The sequence below is a fragment of the Ectorhizobium quercum genome, assembly GCF_026552795.1.
Lineage (GTDB): Bacteria > Pseudomonadota > Alphaproteobacteria > Rhizobiales > Rhizobiaceae > Ectorhizobium > Ectorhizobium quercum.
Window position 1 is genome coordinate 803,111 of sequence record NZ_JANFPI010000001.1, and the last position, 19,850, is coordinate 822,960.

Genomic DNA, 19,850 nt, shown 5'->3' on the forward strand with positions numbered 1-19,850 from the left:
TCCTCATGCCGCCCGTAGTGGGCAGCCGCTCGTCGTCAGTCTTCATGTCCGTCGATCCCGTCGCAATCTGGCCGTTCCCAGCCATAGGTCGCCATCTTCCCCGAGTCAAAGCGGGATCGCGGAAGGGACTGCGGGAACCGTTTGAGAGGAAGCCGCCGGGGTGATATATCCAATGCAAAACTGCGGAAACGGAGAGGAGCGACACGCGTCAAGCTTGACGAAAGAAACCGCGTCTCTTCTTATGCCGCGTCACTGAATGTGTGCTGACAGCGGAGAAGATTGCCAAATGCGTGTACTCGTCACGGGCGGAGCAGGTTTCATAGGATCGGCGCTGGTCCGTTATCTGGTTCTTGAAAAAGGCTACGAGGTTCTGAATGTCGACAAGCTGACATATGCCGGCACCTTGACGTCGCTGAAGAGCGTAGAAGGCAATCCGCTCTATCGTTTCCTGAAGGACGATATTTGTGACGGGCGCGCCATCTCCGAGGCTTTCGCGAGCTTCAGGCCGGATCGCGTAATGCACCTTGCCGCGGAAAGCCATGTGGACCGCTCGATCACCGGTGCGCGAGATTTCGTCGAGACCAACGTGCTGGGCACCTTCACCATGCTCGAAAGCGCGCGCGCCTACTGGCAGTCGCTGCCGTTGGAGGAGAAGGACGGTTTCCGGTTCCTGCACGTATCGACGGACGAGGTTTACGGCTCGCTCGGCGACGAGGGGCTGTTCGAGGAGGTGACGCCCTACGATCCGAGCTCGCCCTATTCCGCTTCCAAGGCCGCTTCGGATCATCTCGCCAAGGCGTGGGAACGCACCTATGGCTTGCCGGTCGTCGTTTCCAACTGCTCCAACAATTACGGTCCCTTCCATTTTCCGGAAAAGCTGATTCCGCTGATGATCATCAGTGCGCTGGAGGGGCGGCCGCTACCCGTCTACGGCAACGGCGCCAATATCCGCGACTGGCTTTTCGTCGAGGACCACGCCCGGGCCCTCGATATCATCGTGGAGCGGGGCCGTATCGGCGAGACCTACAATGTCGGCGGCCGCAACGAGCGCCGCAACATTGACGTCGTCAAGCGCATCTGCGCGCTGATGGATGAGCTTCATCCCGCCGGAAAGCCTCACGAATCCTTCATCTCCTACGTGCAGGACCGCCCGGGACACGACGCCCGCTACGCGATCGACGCCACCAAGCTCGAAACGGAACTGGGCTGGAAGGCACGGGAAAATTTCGACACGGGCATCGAAAAGACGGTCAGGTGGTATCTGGAGAACGAATGGTGGTGGGCGCCGCTGCGCAAGAACTACGACGGAACCCGGCTGGGCCTCGTGAAGACGAAGGGATAACGCGGTACGGTTCAGGCCTTGTCCGGTGACGATGGCCGCTTGCGAAGACCGGGACGCCTTGGGGCAAGGTCGCGCGGCGCCGCGTCGAGGGCACGGTCGCCGGCCGTCAGAGACAGGCAAGGGTGGTAGAAAGGATCCCGCAGGAGCACGTCACCCCACCTTTCGTGCATATAGCGTTCTTCCTCCGAAAATCGGGCAATCTTTTCTCGCGTATCATCCGGCCCGCGGGAAACGGATTCGCGATGAATGAGCCTCGCATGGGGCGTCCATATGATGCCCTTGCCGACCTCGCGCAGCTTCAGACAGTAATCGACATCGTTGAACGAGACGGCGAGGTCTTCCTCATTCATTCCATGAACCTCCTGCCACAGGCTTTTGCGGGTGAGCAGACAGGCGGCCGTCACGGCACTGACTTCCTGCCGCTGGACGAGCAGGCCGAAATCCTCGCCCGCGTCTGGATGGCGGAAATGGAAGCTGTGTCGGGCGACTGAACCGGCTCCGAGCGTAGCGCCGGCATGCTGGACGAAGCCGTCCGGAAAGAGCAGGAGCGCCCCGGCGGCGCCGATCCGCTGATCGTCCAGTTCGGCGACCATCTGGTCCAGCCAGCCGGGTTCGATGGGTTCGATATCGTTATTGAGCAAAAGCAGAAGTTCGTGGCAGGCAGCTTCCGCCCCGAGATTGCAGGCCTGCGAGAAATTGAACGATCCGGGCTGAATGATGCGCCGGATGCGTCCCGCGTCCTCATGCTGCTTGAACAGTGCAAGCGTTTCCGGTTCCCGGCTGCCATTGTCTATCACGATCACGTCGATATCGTCGGCGCGCGTGCGATTGAAAAGACCCTCGAGACAGGCTCCCAGCAGGTCCGCCCTGTCGCGGGTCGGGATGATGACGCTCACGCACGTCCGCGTCGTCGCGACTTTCGGCTTGGACGGCGGAGCCGGTGCGCGCGCCCTGTCACGATGCAAGAGCATGCGGGGAACGTGAACGATATCGCCTCGCGCGGCCGCGGTCTGCACCATCTCCTGCGCATACATTCCGTCCATGTCGACCGTGGCGGGCAGACAGTTCCCGCGCACGAGAACGCCTTCCGGCGGAAGCCAGCCGGTGGCCGCGAGAGGAGGGTTCCACGCGGGCTTGAAGAAGGGAGCATGCCGGTCGCCGCTGGCGTCGATGCAGTCTTCGTCACAATATGCCGCTGAGACGTTGCTATCTGCCAGAAGCGGTTGAACGAGATGCTCGATGGCCGTGTCTTCCAGCGTGAAGCCGGCAGGCAGGCGCATCAGGAAGGATGAAGCGATCCGGTCGGGCACGAGGCTTTGCACGCGTTCGGCGCTTGCCTCTTCGACTGCTGGATAGGTTTGACGGCCGATCGATGCGCGGGTGAGTTCAGCCCGGGCACCGTTGCCTGTGATCGTAATGAGGACGGGAGGGGTATCGTGACCAGCGGGCAAGGGCATGTCTTGCCTGCGGGTTTCAGGCCAGGCGGCCAGCCAGTCGGCGTAGCGCGGTTCGCCCAGTCTTTCGAACAGGCGCACGAAGCGATACTGAAACCCCTTGCTGTTTCCGGCGAGAAGAAGCCTGAGTGTCTGGAGCGCGGCGAAAGACGATGCGCACGCGATGTGACATGCGATTTCCGGATAGGAAGGGCGGCGTATACGGAGTGTCGGCATCCTGCCGTTCGAGGCTGAATCGGGAGAGGGCTCGGCCGATATGGCCGTCAGTCCGGCAGGCGTCCAGCCGAAGAATCGACCCCGGCCCCTGTCGTCGATCAGGACAGGACGCGTGAGAATGGCAGGTGTTCTGCCGGACCTGTGCAGGCAGATCGTGGGAGACCGGCCGAGCAGCCGGTCGGGATCGTTGATCGTCACAATCACTGGCTTGTCCGAATAGCGCAGGGCATCGGGCCCGCTAAGCACTTGAAACGTTTGGTGAGGTGTTCGTGTCATGCCTGCCCGTTCATGCCGATGCCGAAAGCCGCTTCGGACGTATGGCGGCATGTTTGTCATAGTTGATTTGAGGCTGCAATCGATGCTGGACCGGCTTTGTGGCTTCGTGTTAAGAATCCCCCAGTTTAGTTGCGCAGGATGTTCGCATGTCATCGAAAGTTTTGTTGATCAAGCCAAAGCGTTTTGGTGATGATCGCGGGTGGTTTTCCGAAGTATATAACAAGGATAAATTTTCGGATTTCGGTGCTGGTGATGAATTCGTGCAGGATAATCACTCGCTTTCCGTGCCCGTTGCTACGCTGCGGGGGCTGCATTTCCAGACGCCTCCCCATGCGCAGGCCAAGCTTGTCCGGTGTATTCGCGGGCGAATCTTCGATGTCGCCGTGGATGTTCGCCGTGGCTCGCCAACCTACGGGGAGTGGGTTGGCGCGGAACTGTCCGCCGAGAATGGACATCAGCTTTATATACCCGTCGGCTTCGCGCATGGTTTCATCACGCTTGAGCCGTCGTCAGAAGTGACCTACAAGGTTACGGATTTCTATGCTCCGGCCAATGACGGCGGAATCCGCTGGAACGATCCGCAGGTGAATGTCGCCTGGCCCTTATCAGGGGGCGTTCAACCCCTGTTGAGCCCGAAGGATGAGGTGCAGCCGCTTCTGGCCGATTTCGACAGTCCGTTCGAATACGATGGAACGCCGCTGACGCTGGTGGAAATCTGACTGGAAAGAAACTCATGCGCATTCTGATTACCGGCATCACCGGACAGGTTGGATACGAGCTTTGCCGGTACGAATGGCCTGAAGATGTCGAAATCGTCGCCGCTTCCCGGCAGGAACTGGATTTGACGGACGCCGGGTCGATTGAGACGTATATCGCCGAAGGGCGCTTCGATGCCGTCATCAATCCGGCAGCCTATACCGCAGTCGACAGGGCAGAGACCGATCCGGTTACGGCCTGGAAGGTCAATGCGCTGGCGCCGGCCGTCATGGCCGAGGCAACCCGCAAGGTCGGAATTCCGCTGCTCTGCGTTTCGACGGACTACGTGTTCGATGGCACGAAGGCGGAAGCCTATGACGAAGGCGATCCGATCGGTCCCGTCGGGGTCTATGGCGCATCGAAGGCGGCCGGGGAGCTTGCTGTCCGTACCGGCAATCCGCGTCATGCGATTTTGCGCACGTCCTGGGTATTTTCCGCGCATGGTGCCAATTTCGTCAAGACGATGCTGCGTCTGGCGGCGGATCGGCCTCTTCTGCGCGTCGTGGACGATCAGAACGGCTGCCCGACGGCTGCGAGCGATATCGCCGCGACACTGGCGAGGATGGCTCTGCGGCTCGTCGCGGACCCGAAGGCTCCGACAGGAACCTATCATTTTTCCAATGCCGGTCCCGTAACCTGGTGCGGTTTCGCCCGCGAGATCTTCCGTCAGCAAGCGGCGCTCGGCTACGCGGTGCCGAAGGTGGAGGCCATTACGACTGCCGACTATCCGACGCCGGCGAAGCGGCCGGCCAATTCCGTTCTGGGGGTGGAAAAGATCGGACGTGATTACGCGATCCGGCCTCGGCCCTGGCAAGAGGCCCTTTCGGAGGTACTGTCCGAACTCCGGCTTGAACAAAGAAAATCACCAGAGGAACCTCGATGAAGGGTATCATTCTCGCCGGCGGCTCCGGCACACGCTTGCATCCGGCGACGCTGGCGGTGAACAAGCAGCTTATCCCGATCTATGACAAGCCGATGATTTATTATCCCTTGTCCGTTCTGATGATGTCGCAAATCCGGGACGTTCTGATCATTTCTTCCCCCGAATATATCGACAGCTACAAGCGGTTGTTCCGCGATGGTTCCGATTGGGGGTTGAACATCTCCTATGCTGTCCAGCCGAGCCCGGATGGTCTGGCGCAAGCCTTTACGATCGGCTCCGAATTCATCGGTGGCGATAATGTTGCGCTTGTCCTAGGGGACAATATCTTCTTCGGCGCCGGCATGAGGAAGCTGCTCGCAAATGCCCGGGATCGCAAGGAAGGGGCGACGGTGTTCGCCTACGAGGTGGACGATCCGGAGCGCTACGGCGTCGTCGAGCTCAATGCCGAGGGGCGGGCTTTTTCGCTGGAGGAAAAACCGAGGCATCCGAAGTCCCGCATGGCAGTGACGGGGCTTTATTTCTACGACAACAAGGTTGTGGAGTATGCGCGCGATCTGAAGCCATCCGTCCGCGGCGAATACGAGATCACCGATCTGAACCGGATCTACATGGAGGTGGGTTCGCTCTACGTCGAGCGCATGTCGCGCGGTTACGCCTGGCTCGACACGGGCACGCACGACAGCCTTCTGGAAGCGTCCGAATTCGTACGCACCATCCAGCACCGCCAGGGCATGAGCGTCGCTTGCATCGAGGAGATCGCCTATCTGAATGGCTGGATATCCCGCGATCGGCTGGTTGAATACGGCAAGCTGTTTTCGAAGACGGCTTACGGGCGGACCCTGCTGAAGATCGCTGAAGAGTAACTGGATTTTGGTCGCTTCGAGTTGTATTATTGAATGCAATTCAATGGGGATTGTGGCGCGGGACAGTTGTGAAAACTTCAGCTAAGAATGTGCATAAAAGCATAGGGATGGAGAGTGCTTGGAAATGAATCAAAGATCGATAACAGAAGCATTTCAGCTTGTTTGTACGCCTTCAACTTTCATGATTCCCCAATATCAGAATATATCTGCTTGGCACGAGCATGTTCCATTTGCATTTTGGTTAATGGAGAGTATGAGGCCCACCTCATTTGTTGAACTAGGTACGCATTATGGGGTTTCATACTTTTCATTTTGTCAGGCAGTTAAAGCGCTTGATTTGGGAACGAGATGCTACGCAGTAGACAGTTGGCGTGGCGATCCACATGCTGGCTTTTATGGAGAAGAGGTGTATAAGGAGGTTTCTTCTTATAATAATGATAATTATTCAAGTTTTTCTTGTTTGATTAGAAGCTCTTTCGATGATGCGTTAGAGTCTTTTCAAGGCGGTGAGATAGATATTCTTCATATTGACGGGAATCATACTTACGAATCCGTAAGAAATGATTTTGAAAAATGGTTCCCAAAATTATCTTCTCAGTCACTTGTTTTGTTTCATGATACAAACGTTCGTGAAAGGGATTTTGGTGTATTCCGGTTGTTTAATGAGCTAAAGGCTCGCTATCCCTATTTCGAATTTTTGCATGGCTATGGTTTGGGTATAATAGGTACGGGATCAGTAATACAGGAAGCGGCGCGAAATTTGTTTGAGTGTCAATCAAATCTGGAAACATATGTCACGGTTGCAAATGTGTTTTCACGATTGGGTCGAGCCTGCTCCGAGGCGGCCGCAAACAAACGAAATGTTGCAGAAATAGGGGCATTGAAAGAGAGGCGGGATCAATTAATAGAAGAAAGTGCCACTAATAAGCAACAATTTCATGCGGTGCAATTGGTGGCATCCGATGCGCAACAGGAAGTGGCGGACCTTCGGGCGCAAAACGAAGCAATGAAGTCCGAGGTTGCCGTTTTGCGGGCGCAAGGCGGAGCCGCGCAACAGGAAGTGGCGGACCTTCGGGCGCAAAACGAAGCAATGAAGTCCGAGGTTGCCGTTTTGCGGGCGCAAGGCGGAGCCGCGCAACAGGAGGTGGCGGACCTTCGGGCGCAAAACGAAGCAATGAAGTCCGAGGTTGCCGTTTTGCGGGCGCAAAGCGGAGCCGCGCAACAGGAAGTGGCGGACCTTCGGACGCAAAACGAGGCCAGCGCATGCGCGAAAAGTGCACTATTGCAACAGCTAGAGGATGCGAATGCAGGGGCTGCGGAAAAAATTAAAGAGAAAGAATTTATTTTGATGGAAAAAATTAATGAAATTGCCGCTTTGACAAATATTATTGGAGATTGTCAGCGAGAGAACATGCTTGATAGGCGTAATACAAAAAGTGATATATATAATGTAATTAATGTCTTAATGAGCGGACCGATTTCAAAATTAAGAATTCGCAAAAATGCCCGACTTTTGCAAGAGGTGGGTTTCGTTGATCGGGAATGGTACTTAAAGAGCTATCCTGATGTAGATGCGGTAGGGATGGATCCGGGAGTCCATTTTCTCCTATACGGATATAAAGAAGGGCGTAGTCCAAATGGAAGATGACTCATTAGATCTCTATTCATATGGACGAAACTTTAAGGTTGGCGTGACGATGTTTGTATTTCAATGCGTTTGGGGGTGGGAGTGCGGTTTATGAAAAGCGAAGATATTGAATTAATTAAAGATTCTGGCTTGTTTGACGAAAATTGGTATAAGGAACAATATTCTGATGTCCAAATAACGGGAATGGATCCTATCGAGCACTACCTTTGGATTGGTGCTAGAATTGGGAGAGATCCTAGCCCGTTGTTTTCGTCTCAAGATTATACTTCTGTTTATGCTGATGTCGCTGCTGCTGGTATGAATCCGTTAATTCATTATATCAGGTTTGGAAAAGCAGAAGGTCGAAAGTTCCTTCCATCGTGGCTGACGCGGCGAATCTATAGGAAATCAAGGTATTCAGACGGCAGAAAGCGTGTTGCTATATTTGCAGTATATAGTGATTCCGGATTCATAACTGATAATATTCTTATTTATCTTTCAAGGTTGACTGAGATTGCTGATCACATAATATTTGTTGCCGACAATAATTTTTCGGATGCAGTCCTTACAAGGGTGCGGCACTTCACTCGACATTTAATCGTTGGTCGACATGGTGAGTATGACTTTGGTTCCTACAAGCGTGGCATTAACTACGCAAAAGAGCAGGGTTTATTTTACGATGCAGATGAACTGATCCTTTGTAATGACAGTTGCTATGGTCCGATAGGGGGATTTAGACGAATTTTCAATTCCATGAACACTCGAAAATGTGAATTTTGGGGTGTCACAGCGAATATTCAGTTTCAACCACACATTCAAAGTTATTTCGTTGTCTTTAAACGGCCTGTGTTTCTGGACCCAGAGTTTCAGCTGTTTTTTAACGGCGTTGAGACCAAGAAAAATGTTTCAGAAGTCGTGATGTCATATGAAGTTCCGATGACTCGGCATTTCGAGAGCCTCGGATTCGAGTGGGACACGTTCATAAACAATGACACTCCAGAGTATTCCAGCTTACAGAAAATAAATCCAAACTTCACTGTTCGCCCTCTCTATCTTCTCGAGCATGGATGTCCTATTGTAAAAGTGAAGGCATTCAAGAAGACTAACTGCAATCATGATGGAATTATTCCTTCTTTAAATCGAGTACGCGCTCAAGATGAAGGAGTTTACGCAGCGATAATGGAACACGCTGGTCCAGAAGCATTTTTTGCTATCCCCAAAGTGGAATTTTCGATTATCGTCCCATTTTATAATAGAGCGCCCAAATTACAGTCCGCCGTTCAGTCAGTTCTACAGCAGGATCACCGCAATTTCGAACTGATACTGATAGATGACGGATCTACGGACGGTGCATCGGATATGATCCGATCACGGTTTTTTAGTGAAATCCAGAGTGGGAAAATTGTACTAATTCGACAGCCGCAACGAAGCGGTGTGTCTGCTGCTCGGAATGTTGGTTTGAAGGTGGCCAAAAAACCGTGGATAGCGTATCTGGATTCCGATAATCAGTTGAAAACGAATTTTCTTTCGACTTTCGCTAGTAGTATTGTGGAGAATCCTAGCCATAAAACATTTTATTCGTATTTTAAGCGCCAGCCGAGCGGAAAAATTCACGGCCAGCATTACAATCGCGCGAACTTACTTGCGGCGAATTATATCGATCTCGGGGCTTTCGTGCATGCGAAGGAAGTTTATCAAAAAAATCTTGGCTTCGATGAAAACCTACGGCGTTTAGTCGATTGGGATTTGATTATAAGATATACAGAAAAAAATCCACCAGTTTGTATCACTATTCCTCTTATAGAATACTGGGATAATGATAAAGACACGTCGCGTATCAGCGTTAGTGAATCTCTTGATGACGCAAGGATCGCTATCCGCCTTAAGTACCGTATGCCGTTTCGCGTTACAACAATCATCCCGACATACAATCATCGCGACTTTATCGAGCATGCGGTTTTGAGTGCTATTGAACAAAAAGGTCATTTTAAGCATGAAATTCTTCTGTGTGATGATTTTTCAACAGACGGAACACGCGAAATCGTATCGGGGTTGGCGCTTAAATATCGCGGATTGGTGCGGAATGTACGAAATTCGGAGAATCTAGGAATATCGAAGACCTTTAAGCGTTGTATTGATCTGGCTAGCGGAGACTTCATAGCTATACTTGAAGGTGATGATGTATGGACAGATAAACAGAAGCTTGAAAGGCAAATTAATTTTCTTGCCGAAAATAATGATTGCTCAATGGTTTTCTCAAAGATACGAGTCAGGTCTTTGCCAAGCGGGAAAGAACGGTTCCTCCAAAGGCAGGATGTAATTAAAAAACAAAAGGTCGATGGGGATGATTTTTTAGCTCATCCATCAATGAATTTGATAGCTAATTTCTCGAGTTGTTTGTTTAAGGCGGGTCTTCTGAAAAGCTCACCGGAGCGCTTATTCCAAGGTCGTTTCAACGAGATTGCAGTTGCTTTCTACATGGAACGTCATGGAAAAATTGGTTTCATCAACGAGCCTATGAGTATTTACCACCAACATGTCAAAGGTGTGTGGTCTGGAAGCAATCAAGAGCAACAGCTACGTAGTGGTATTGAGACCCGTGAGATGGTACTAGACATAGCTCATCCGAAATACAGGGAGCGTATTCTTGAGATCATTGAAAAACGTTATCGGGAGCCGCTGTCAGAATTTTTAGGGCATATATAAACGCTATCGCTATGCTATCTTTCACGCTATGAACCAGCTGCGTGCCTTATGCATATACGGCAGCGGCAGCAGCCTCGGATCCGAATGGCTCCGGCTATAACCCGGATGACACGCCGGGTCGAAAAAGCCCTGGGTTTCGTGCAATCTGCGCAGGTTGGCTTTCTCCTTTTCGAAACGTGCGCGGCGTTCGCCCGAGATGTCGGAACCGCGTGAAACGGATTCGTGATGCACCAGGCATGCGAATGGAGTCCAGACAATCCGGTAGCCTGCCTTGTAGGCCCTCAGGCAATAATCGACGTCGTTGTAGGCTATGGAGAAGTTCTCTTCGTCCCATAGACCTATCTCTCGTGCGCATTCACCTGTGATCAACATTGCGGCGCCGGTAACGCAGGTCAGGGAATTGCGCAGGTGGAGGCGGTTCATCGGTCCGCCGAATCTTTCCGGCTTGTTCAGATACCAATGGCCGGCCAATCCTCCGAATCCGACGATCACTCCCGCATGCTGAAGCTTCCGGTTCGGGTAGAGAAGCTTTGCGCCGACGATCCCGACCCTGTCGTAACTCAGGCATTGTACCATTTCGTCGAGCCAGTCGCGGCTGGTGATTTCAATGTCATTGTTCAGAAGCAGGAAATGGTCTCCGCTTGCATGTGCCATACCCTCGTTGATCGCCCGGGAGAAATTGAAGGGGCGGGCCTTCACATGGAACTGGAAGGATGGATGGCGGCGCGCATAGTCTTCGTAGAGCGCTATCGTCGCACTTTCGGTCGTGCCGTTGTCGACGATGATGACCTCATAGTTGGGATAGTCTGTTCCTTCGTAGATACCCTTCAGAACTGTTGAAATCAGATCGAATGAATCCCTGTTGGGGATGATGATCGAGATTTTTGGCCGGCCGACCGCCGGTTCGTTCCCGAAGTTGACGCGATGCAATGTTTCGGTAAGGGCGGGCAGAACCGTATTGGGTTTGTGGTTGCGCTCGAAATGTTCGTGCAGCGCGCGCCGTGCACTGTCCGTCGCCCTGTACAGGAATTTGTGTGAATAGCTCTTGCCGTTGCGCCGCCACCAGTAGGCCGGATACGGCACATGCAGAACCTCGGAATCGTTCACGCCCTCCAGATAGCGCAACAGCAGGTCATAATCCTGGGAACCCTCGAAAGTGGTGCGCAGAAGCCCTATCTCTTTCAGTCGTTCACGCCGATAGATCGAGAAGTGATTGATGTAGTTGACGCCGGATAGCAGAACGGGGTCGTAGGCGGGCTTCAGCAGGAGGCCGACCGGCTTGAGTGCTTCATCGACAATCAGTTCGTCGGTGTAGAGAAAACAGGCGCCGGGGGAAGCCTCGACCGCTTTGCGGATGACCTTGAGCCCGTGCGGGGCAATCATGTCGTCGTGGTCCAGCAGGGTAATCCAATCGCCTTTGGCGACATCAAGGCCGGCATTGGTCGTGGAGGCAATCCCGCGATTGACCCCGTTGAGCAGACAGTTGATGCGGGGATCGGGCTTGCGAGAAGCGAACCAGTCAAGCGTTTCCGCCGATGTGGAGCCGTCGTCGGACAGGATCAGTTCGGTTCCCGGAATGTCTTGCTTCAGAAAGGACGAGAGAAGGTCGTCCAGATACTGTGCCGGAGCATTGTAGACCGGGACAACGATGCTGAGCCAGGGGCGGTCGGCTGACCGGGGCGCGGCAAGCGACATTTCACCGGCAAGTTCGGCAGCACGCGTCACATAGGCCTGCAAAGAACTGCTCTTGCGTCGAAACGGCAGGGCCGGAAGTGTCTTCCAGAACCGCGGCAGTTTCCAAAAGCGCACGTCTTTCAGGGCCGGAGACTGCCGCCTTTGATCCAGGATATGGGCCTCGACCGCGGCTGTGGTGTCGAATTCCTCGACGGTCATGACGAAACGGCAGGGTTCGTTGGTTGGGTCTACACGCAATGCGCGTATCGTGCCGAAGGCGCCGACATCCGCGACGATCAGGAAGTCCTTGCCGCGACCGACGTCCCGGCTGTCCTCCTCGCGAAAGCCGTGTCCGGTATTGATATAGAGTTTCGGGTCGATCTCGCCATCGGACGCCGTCAGGCGGATGGCGAAGTAACGCTTTCGAAAAAACGGGAACCGAATGAGAAAAAAGGGATCGTCGCCCTCCGCCAGCCAGACTGAGCGTTCGCCCGGGTCGGCGGTCAGTTCGTTCTGGGCAATAATGTCAGGCATGCAAGTCTACTTTCCTTCCAGAGCGATACGGCGAACGATTCTTTCGAGCACGAGACCGCTGCAAAGTGCCCCCAGTCCGAATGACAGGAGATAATACTTGTCCAGCACCGGACTGCTGTAGGACGGATAGAATGCCGAGCGCATCCATTCGACGGAATGCATGACCGGATTCCAGGACAGAGCATAGGCCACCTGAGCGGGGAGGGCGGCGACCACAAAGAGTGTTCCGGACATGATGTAGACGAGAATGAGAGACAGCGCATAGACGGTGGCGAAGAAAGCAAACAGAGAGGTGATGACGCCTGCCAGAACGCCCATGCCGATTGCCAGCAGAATGGTTGATAGAAATGCCAGTGCGGCCTGCTCCCAATCGTGGGGGAACGGATTGTCGCCGAGGGCAAGAAGAATCAGGAATGTCAGCAGGACAGTCATGAAAGCCCCGATGATCTCCAGAAAGGCCCGGGCGAACAGGATGTCGAGCACCTTTACCGCCGGTATGGCCAGCATGGGGCGGTTCATCACGATGGACAGCGCCATGAAGCGGGATACGTACATGAAGGTGAGGCAAGGTAGAAGGCCGGTTGCAAAAAACAGGCGCAGGCTGTCGCCGAAGGGCGCCTTTCTGCCCATGAACGTGTAGATGAGCAGCAATATGAACATGTGCGCCAGCGGCCATAGCGGCACGAGCAGGAAACCCAGGCCGTGATTGAAGAAGCGTGTGCGAACGTCGCGCAGGATCACGGCCTGCATGACATGGCCCTTCTGCGTCAGTGCGTAACGAATCGAGCGCGGATTCTTGCTGGCATCATATTGCGTGATCGTCCGCGTCATCAGACGTCGACCTTGCTTTTGACCAGCTTCATGATGCCGGTCATGGCCAGCCAGAGGAAGAAAGAGCCGAGCACGGTCATCCCCATCCAGAGCCCGCGACGAGGAAAGAGCGCGTCGTCGGGCAGGCTGGGCGGGAGAAAGCTGTCGAGGTACATCAACTGCTGCTTGCTCATGAACTGGACCTGCTCGAAGGTTCGCACGCTTGCCGCGAACTGTTCCTCGGCGAGGCGCGTCTCGAACTGGAGGTTCGAAAGCTGGGCGGAAACGCTTGCCAGATTTTTTCCTTCACCGGCATCGGGGCTGGCGATCTGGCGCTGCAGATCCTCGATCTGGGCTTGCTTGCTTTCAATCTCGCGGGCGAGAACCTTCATCTGCGGAGCAGTCCTGGCGATGCTTTCGAGCCTCACCGCATAGGATTGTTCAAGTGCGATCTTTTCCTGTTGAAGCTTGGTCAGCAGGGACGAGAGCATGAGGGAGGAACTTTCGACAGTCAGGACGCCGCTTTCGTTTTGCTGCGAGGCGACGCGCGCGCGCACCTCCTGAAGCTTTTCGGTCGCCCGGTCCAGATTGACCTTTGCCGTCCCGGTCACATCCTGCCAGATGCGGTCGCTGAGCTGATTGATCATCCTTTCCGAAGACCGGGTGATCTCCGTCGCGATGTCGCGCGCATCCTCGGCGGAAAAGGCGTTGACCGTCACGGTGATGATGCCGCTCGACGGGCTGATCGAGGTCTTGACCATGCCGTCCCAATAATCCAGCAACTCCTCATAGGTGGCATCCGGTTTCAGCCGGGCCGGTCGGTCTATGTCCGGACGCATGAAGCGGCTGCGCAGATCCATCGCCTCCTCAAGCTCTTCGAGCATGGAGCGGCTATGGATGAAGTTCGTAACGATCTGCGTATCCTGTACGATCTTCGCGGAGGGCAATCCGGTTACTTTGCCGAGCTGATCCGTGCCGATCGCGGGGGTCGAGGTGCGTACGACAAAACGGGTTTCCGACCGGTACTGATCGGAGGCGATCACGCCGAAATAGAGAAACGAGGCGATGACGGGCAATATCAGCACGACGAGCGTGTTGATCATGAAAGCCCAGCGAAAAACGCGATCGATGAGACGCGGGCGAAGGCCGACAGCCTTGTAGAGATCGCTGCGATTGGATGTTGAAAAGCGGAGCTTGCGCGCGGTTGCCGACAGGGCTTTCGCCGCCTGCCGGCTCTTTTCGAGAGCCGAGGGTTTCCGTATGTCCTGATCGAGATTCGTCATGGTTTCGATTTTCGGCTTCCGTCCGCGGGAAAATTGATCAGCGATTCAGGCGATAGTAAGTTTCGATGGCGTCGACGACTTTGTCAAACAACAGCATCTGGCCGTCCACGAGCACGATTCCCTTGTCGCAATAGGTGCTGATCGTCGACATACTGTGTGAAATCATGATGATGTCCGAGTTTTTCCGGCGGCCTTCGAAGGCCTCCCTGCACCGTCTCTGAAAGCGGGCGTCACCGACGGCCGTGATCTCGTCGACGAGGTAGCAATCGAATTCGACCGCCATCGACAGACCGAAAGCGAGGCGGGCCATCATGCCGGACGAGTAGGTGCGTACGGGAGCGTTGATGTAGTCGCCGAGTTCCGCGAAATCCTCCACGAAGCTCGAAACGCGGCGAACGTCCTCGCCATAGGCGCGGGCGACGAAGGCGAGATTGTCCCGGCCCGTCATTTGCGGGTGGAATCCGCCGGCAAAGCCAAGGGGCCAGGACACGCGCAGGTCCTTGATGATCCGGCCCGAGTTCGGCAGCGCGGAGCCGGCGATCATCTTCATGGTGGTGGATTTCCCAGCACCGTTCACGCCCAGAAGCGCATAGGAGTAGCCCGACATGAACTCGATGTTGCAACAGTCGAGGATGATCTTCTTGTGCCCTTCCGTCTTGAAGTGCTTGGAGACGTTCTTGAAACGGATCATCCGGCCTCCTCAAAGCTTGTGGTCTTCGATCGAGGCCCACATGAGGGCTCCGGTCAGCCAGGCGACAGCCAGTGCCAGCAGCAGCAGCAGGGGCGTCGATACCCGGTGGGGGTAAAGCGATTCCTCCGGCACGGTCGGCGGCACGAACACCACGAGGTACAGGCCTTTGCGCAAGGCCTCAGCCTGCGCCATTTCGAGGTTCTTTCGGGCGGCTTCGTAGAGACTTTCGGCCACCCGGCGGTCGGTCTCGATCCGCGAGAAATCCCGGATGACGCTGGCGACATTGGCGGCGGAATCGGAGTCGCCGGCCAGATCCTGCTTCAATTTGTCGATCTGGATCTCCAGGTTCTGGCTGGCCAGCACGAGTTGCTGGTGGGCAGGGGAGGATTCCGCATTCGATTCTTTCAGGACGAAGAGGCGCGTCTCAAGCTCGAGCTTTTGTGCGAGAAGCCCCGTCAGCAGCGTGCCGGTTTCCGTCGCGCGGGCTTCGGGGGTCAGCAGGCCGGATGCGTTCTGGAATGACCTCATGGCTTCAAGCGCCGCGCGATAATGCCCGGTTGTCCTGTCCAGTTCGGCTCTGAAGCGGGCGATCATGTCCCGTTGGGCGCGCTCTGAAAGCTCGTTGATCAGCGCCTCGCTTTCCACGAGGATGGCGGAAGCCAGAGCCTTGGAATCGTCCGGCGAGAATGTGCGGGTCTTGAGCGTGATGATGCCCGAGGGACCGTCGATATAGGTCATCACCTGATTGGCCCAGTATTTCAGGAAGCGCTCTTTCGATTCGTCCTTGTCGAAACGCGAAAGGTAGTCGATGCCGTCCTGCGTGAACATGCGGCGGTAGTTGATCTTGTTTTCCAGCCTGTCGAGAATTTCGGATGAGTGTATGAAGTTGGTGACGATGAAGCCGTCCTGGGGCATCGTGCTCATCGACAGGATGCTGCTGTCGACGGAATCGCTGTTTTGCCCTTCCGCAAGAGAGCGTACGGCGAAGCGGGTTTCGGCAATATACTGGTCCGATGCGATGAAGGCGAAATAGAGTATGCTGGCGACAAATGGCAGAATGACGGTGACGACGAAGCTTATGAGCATGAAGGGCATGCGCGAACTGGTTTTTGGTCCGGTTTGTTCTTTCGGCGTCGGCCGCAGCGGTTCTATGTCGAGTGCAACCTCGTCGCGGCTGCTCCGCTGAAGAGGGGAGGCCTGACGCAGCAATCTGTTGATCAATCCATTGCGCGGACGAACCGGCAATTCGGCTTTAGCCTCCCTGGTGTCGGTTTCGGTCATGGTTCGGCGTTCCGTCTGTCAGCTCTTTTTTGCAGCGGCGTCGTCAATCGCCTTGCGCACGTAGTAGTCGAGAATGAGATCATCCTCCAGATAGGATTCCGCCACCGCAAGCGTCTGGAGTTCGACAGCGATCCGGTTGATCGCCCCGTTACGTTGCAAAATCGGTATCCTGTCCATGTCGATGTTCAGCAGTTCTCCCAAGGACGAAGCGAATGAAAGTGTGTCATTAATATGCCCGATAACCTCGAAGCGGGAAATGATGTCCATTGCCGCGGCGATGTCCCGTCGCGTCGCAGGTTGCTCGGCATCGGCACAGGCGAATTGCCGGGTGGTCGGCGACATCAGGACGGTTCGCACGCGCGCCGGAGCCTTCTTGAGGGCCTTCTCGATCGTGTCTGTGTTCTGAAGGTCGATCGTGCTGAAATAGGCGATGGCCGGCGAAAGCGACATTAAATCGCGCTCTCCGAGGAAGGTGGGCTTCGTTGTTGAACAGAGTTTCAGCGTGGCGAGGCGGATTGCCATCTCGTAATAGGGATCGGTGAGAAGCGCGACGCCGACAAAACCCTTGTCGAAAAAGTCCTGATGATTGCGTACCTGCAAGCGGCCGCTCAGGTAGATCGATTGGAGTTTGTCGAGGAGGAAGACCTGCAAGGTCGTTTCATGGCCGTAGCGCTCGATGGAAGGGAGCACGTATTGGAAATGATGCTTCATTTCGCGGTCGAGCGCGACATGCGGCACGAGCTGCGTTTCAATCCGCACGACCTTCCTGTTGATTTGCCCGGACGGCAGCGGTCGGCGATAAATGAGGAGCCCCGATTTGGCGTCCTGAAGAAAGAGTTTCGAGCGGCTCTTCAGTCCCGGAACATTCCCGTCCGTGAGTTTGAAGCCGACGAGCCCTGTCTTGTGGCGTCCGGACGCCACAACCGCGCTGTGCAATTGATCGCATTCGACTTCGGCAATGCGTCCTTCATCGTCCGACACCAGAACAACGGGCACATCGGAAAATCCATCCGGGATAAGGTATCCCTCAACAAGATCGCCGCTGTCACGTTGGATGTTGAAGAGCAAATCAGGCCTGTTTCGCTAGGGCATCACGCTTCGCAAAAAGACAGAAGCATGGGCCACCCGAATGGTTGGGATCTTCCTGAGTGATGCTGATGTCGCCGAAGCCCAGAGATTGGATCAATTTCAGGATGTCGTCCCTATGCATCCAGTAGTGGCGGTCTTTCATGCCGCCGCAGAATTCCTTCGTGGCATTGGCGTTGAAATAGTGGCGCTCATAATAACGAACTGGAACACCGGCGAAAGTGCGCGTCTCGACATTGCCGTTGAACGCTTTGCGGCGCGGATCGTCGGCCTGCATCACCGTTTCATCGAAATAATGTGTCCAGATGAAAAGCTGGTCGCAGCGGCGTGTCAGCTGGGAGAGGAAATAACCTGGATCGGCCATGTGATAAAGAACGCCGGAAGCCACGGCCAGATCGTAGTGCCGTTCTTCCGATTCGAGCCATTTCAGAGCATCGCCCAGATAGAAATGAGCCCGTTCCATACCCAGGATTTCCTTGGTCACGAGACACCGCAGAAAACATTGCTTGTTGGCTTCGACGGCGTCGATGGAAGCGGGCCGGTGTTTGTTGAGCATGTAGGTGTGCATGCCCTCAAGCGGGCCGATTTCCAGCACCTTGCGATTTTCAATGGGGCCGGCCTGCTTGATCGCCCAGACTATGCGCGGATCTGCAAAAAGCGCATGGTTGCCGGCCTGCAATGGAAGGGGACCCGGAAAGGCGGAATTCCATCCGGGCAGAATATCGACCGCGTTTTGGTGGCTGGGGAGATCGTGACAGTACTGATCGAAAAAGCCATCGCTTTCCGGCTGCTCCGTACTCGGACTACGCCCGAAGAATTTCTGGAAGAGCCGCATGATATTTCCCATCATTCATGTCATGTATCGCCTGATGGGCCGTTATAATGGCCGCCCATTCCGAATGCAACCTTGCCATAGATTGCCTGCCGGCAACATATTGAAATAAAAGCGTATTATCAGCGTATGGCTGTTCTCAGTCTGTTACGTCCAGGTAGAGGCCCGTCGTGGAGGCGGCGATGCCGATCGGGCGTGCGACGATGTTCATGAACTTGACGAAATCGACGCTCGGGTGGCGCGACGCGTATATGATATCGCGATTCTTGACGGGAAAGGTTTGCCCTGTGAGCAGGCTGCCGGCCTTGGTCATGTCGAAGCGGTAGACGATCGGATATCGTCCTTGCTTGTCGGACGTCATGCCCTTGCTCAGCAGTTCGTTGAAGCGTTGCCGGCCGAGAAGGTCCATCACGATATCGGGTTCTTCATAGCGGAAGACGAAATAACCGCGCATGTCGCTGACTTCAGCGGCTCCGCCTCCGGCCATTGCGACGCCTTCAAGCAGGTTCAGGTCGTTTGCGCCGAACTCGATCCTGTTATTGGTCTTCACTGCGCCCAGGACCGTAAAGGTGCGCGGCTCCCGCGTTACGAAAATCTGGTCGCCCGGCTGGACGTAGATATTTTCCTGGGGATTATCGATCAGGGTCTTCAGGAGGACCGTTCCGGTCCTCCTGTTGCGCGTCAGGGTGATGTAGCTCTCATACGGCTGGGCCGCGGGGCCGCCGGCTTTCGCCAGGGTTTCCATGATCGTTTCGGAGACGAGACTCAGCGGAACGACGGCCGGCGAGTTCACGGCACCGGAAATTGTCACATTTCGAGACGCAGTTCCGACCGAGTTGATGATGACGTCCGGCTCCACGGCCTTGTTGGCCAGGGCCTCCAGAATGCTCTGGCGCGCCTGTTCGAGGGTCTTGCCCGCGAATGTGACGAGACCGGCATAGGGTATGGCCGCCTTGCCGTCCGGCTGGACGATTATGTCGAGAGTGGCCTGTTTGGTGTCGCCGGTGGAGAAGAGACCGTCCGAGCCCGCTTCGAAAATCGTGATCTTGAGTTGGTCGCCGACGCCGATGACGGGTCGTTTCACGCCGCCGCCAAGGCCGAATCGGCGCTGGAGCAGCTTGCCGTCGTAGTTCGAGATCAGATTTGCGGACCGCGTATCGATATCGACGATGTCGAAAACGACATTGGATCGCGCGGCAGACTGGCTGACCACGGACTGCCGGGACTGTTCTGCGATATCGGAAGCAAGCGGACCGTCGCCCGGCAGGTTTTTGCATGAAGTCAGGGCGAGCCCGACAATCAGAACGCCAGTCTTTTTCACGGCCACTCCATATACTCTACGCCAAGGCAGCACCCACCCCCTAGCAAGAAACGGTTAACAATCAGCTGCACCGCGACTGCTGGGTTACAAAATTTTGGATCGCATGTCACCTCTGCATTTGACGGGGGAACCTTTATCCAAGGGGCTACCCAAACGCTTGCGATAAGTCTAAATTTCCGTATTGGTGCATAATCATAACACACGTGCTACGGCCT

The 19,850-nt window shown here is 55.1% G+C and carries 15 protein-coding genes; 6 read left to right on the forward strand and 9 right to left on the reverse strand.

From position 1 onward, the window contains the following. Positions 1-286: 286 nt before the first annotated feature. On the forward strand, positions 287-1,342 hold the full coding sequence (gene rfbB, locus NOF55_RS03660; protein WP_306409943.1) for a dTDP-glucose 4,6-dehydratase: 1,056 nt from the start codon (positions 287-289) through the stop codon (positions 1,340-1,342). Between the two features lie 11 nt (positions 1,343-1,353). Here the strand turns inward: rfbB and NOF55_RS03665 are convergent, their stop codons facing one another. Then, positions 1,354-3,216 (reverse strand): glycosyltransferase family 2 protein, encoded by a 1,863-nt coding sequence (locus NOF55_RS03665; RefSeq protein WP_306409944.1) that lies wholly within the window; start codon positions 3,214-3,216, stop codon positions 1,354-1,356. Between the two features lie 218 nt (positions 3,217-3,434). Between NOF55_RS03665 and rfbC the strand changes: the two genes are divergently transcribed. The 5 genes from rfbC to NOF55_RS03690 all read left to right on the forward strand — a co-directional run bounded on the left by rfbC (position 3,435) and on the right by NOF55_RS03690 (position 10,123). After that, the gene (gene rfbC / locus NOF55_RS03670) at positions 3,435-4,007 is read left to right on the forward strand and encodes a dTDP-4-dehydrorhamnose 3,5-epimerase (protein ID WP_306409945.1); all 573 of its coding nucleotides are present in this window, start codon (positions 3,435-3,437) and stop codon (positions 4,005-4,007) included. A 14-nt stretch (positions 4,008-4,021) separates the two neighbouring features. Continuing rightward, positions 4,022-4,927, forward strand: a complete 906-nt coding sequence (rfbD, locus tag NOF55_RS03675; protein WP_306409946.1) for a dTDP-4-dehydrorhamnose reductase — start codon at positions 4,022-4,024, stop codon at positions 4,925-4,927. Continuing rightward, positions 4,924-5,790: a glucose-1-phosphate thymidylyltransferase RfbA gene (gene rfbA, locus NOF55_RS03680; RefSeq protein WP_306409947.1), complete on the forward strand. Its 867-nt coding sequence runs from the start codon at positions 4,924-4,926 to the stop codon at positions 5,788-5,790. The genes rfbD and rfbA overlap by 4 nt, the downstream gene beginning before the upstream one ends. A 124-nt stretch (positions 5,791-5,914) precedes the next feature. Next, the gene (locus NOF55_RS03685; protein ID WP_306410193.1) at positions 5,915-7,438 is read left to right on the forward strand and encodes a class I SAM-dependent methyltransferase; all 1,524 of its coding nucleotides are present in this window, start codon (positions 5,915-5,917) and stop codon (positions 7,436-7,438) included. A 90-nt stretch (positions 7,439-7,528) separates the two neighbouring features. Then, entirely contained in the window at positions 7,529-10,123 is a 2,595-nt protein-coding gene (locus tag NOF55_RS03690) for a glycosyltransferase (RefSeq protein WP_306409948.1), read from the forward strand. A 21-nt stretch (positions 10,124-10,144) separates the two neighbouring features. Here NOF55_RS03690 and NOF55_RS03695 read toward each other — a convergent pair whose 3' ends face one another. The 8 genes from NOF55_RS03695 to NOF55_RS03730 all read right to left on the reverse strand — a co-directional run bounded on the left by NOF55_RS03695 (position 10,145) and on the right by NOF55_RS03730 (position 19,635). After that, on the reverse strand, positions 10,145-12,331 hold the full coding sequence (locus tag NOF55_RS03695) for a glycosyltransferase family 2 protein (protein WP_306409949.1): 2,187 nt from the start codon (positions 12,329-12,331) through the stop codon (positions 10,145-10,147). 6 nt (positions 12,332-12,337) lie between these two features. Next, positions 12,338-13,162 (reverse strand): ABC transporter permease, encoded by an 825-nt coding sequence (locus NOF55_RS03700; RefSeq protein WP_306409950.1) that lies wholly within the window; start codon positions 13,160-13,162, stop codon positions 12,338-12,340. Beyond that, entirely contained in the window at positions 13,162-14,424 is a 1,263-nt protein-coding gene (locus tag NOF55_RS03705) for a KpsE/RkpR family capsule polysaccharide export protein (protein ID WP_306409951.1), read from the reverse strand. The genes NOF55_RS03700 and NOF55_RS03705 overlap by 1 nt, the downstream gene beginning before the upstream one ends. Positions 14,425-14,461: 37 nt before the next feature. Then, positions 14,462-15,115 carry an ABC transporter ATP-binding protein gene (locus NOF55_RS03710; RefSeq protein ID WP_306409952.1) on the reverse strand — a complete coding sequence of 218 codons (654 nt, stop codon included), beginning with the start codon at positions 15,113-15,115 and terminating at the stop codon, positions 14,462-14,464. Between the two features lie 9 nt (positions 15,116-15,124). Beyond that, a complete protein-coding gene (locus NOF55_RS03715; RefSeq protein ID WP_306409953.1) occupies positions 15,125-16,201 on the reverse strand; it encodes a KpsE/RkpR family capsule polysaccharide export protein in 1,077 nt (358 codons plus the stop codon). A gap of 213 nt (positions 16,202-16,414) precedes the next feature. Then, on the reverse strand, positions 16,415-17,464 hold the full coding sequence (locus tag NOF55_RS03720; RefSeq protein WP_306409954.1) for a hypothetical protein: 1,050 nt from the start codon (positions 17,462-17,464) through the stop codon (positions 16,415-16,417). A 1-nt stretch (position 17,465) separates the two neighbouring features. Further along, the gene (locus tag NOF55_RS03725) at positions 17,466-18,317 is read right to left on the reverse strand and encodes a class I SAM-dependent methyltransferase (protein ID WP_306409955.1); all 852 of its coding nucleotides are present in this window, start codon (positions 18,315-18,317) and stop codon (positions 17,466-17,468) included. Between the two features lie 136 nt (positions 18,318-18,453). After that, entirely contained in the window at positions 18,454-19,635 is a 1,182-nt protein-coding gene (locus NOF55_RS03730; protein ID WP_306409956.1) for a polysaccharide biosynthesis/export family protein, read from the reverse strand. Positions 19,636-19,850: the final 215 nt, after the last annotated feature.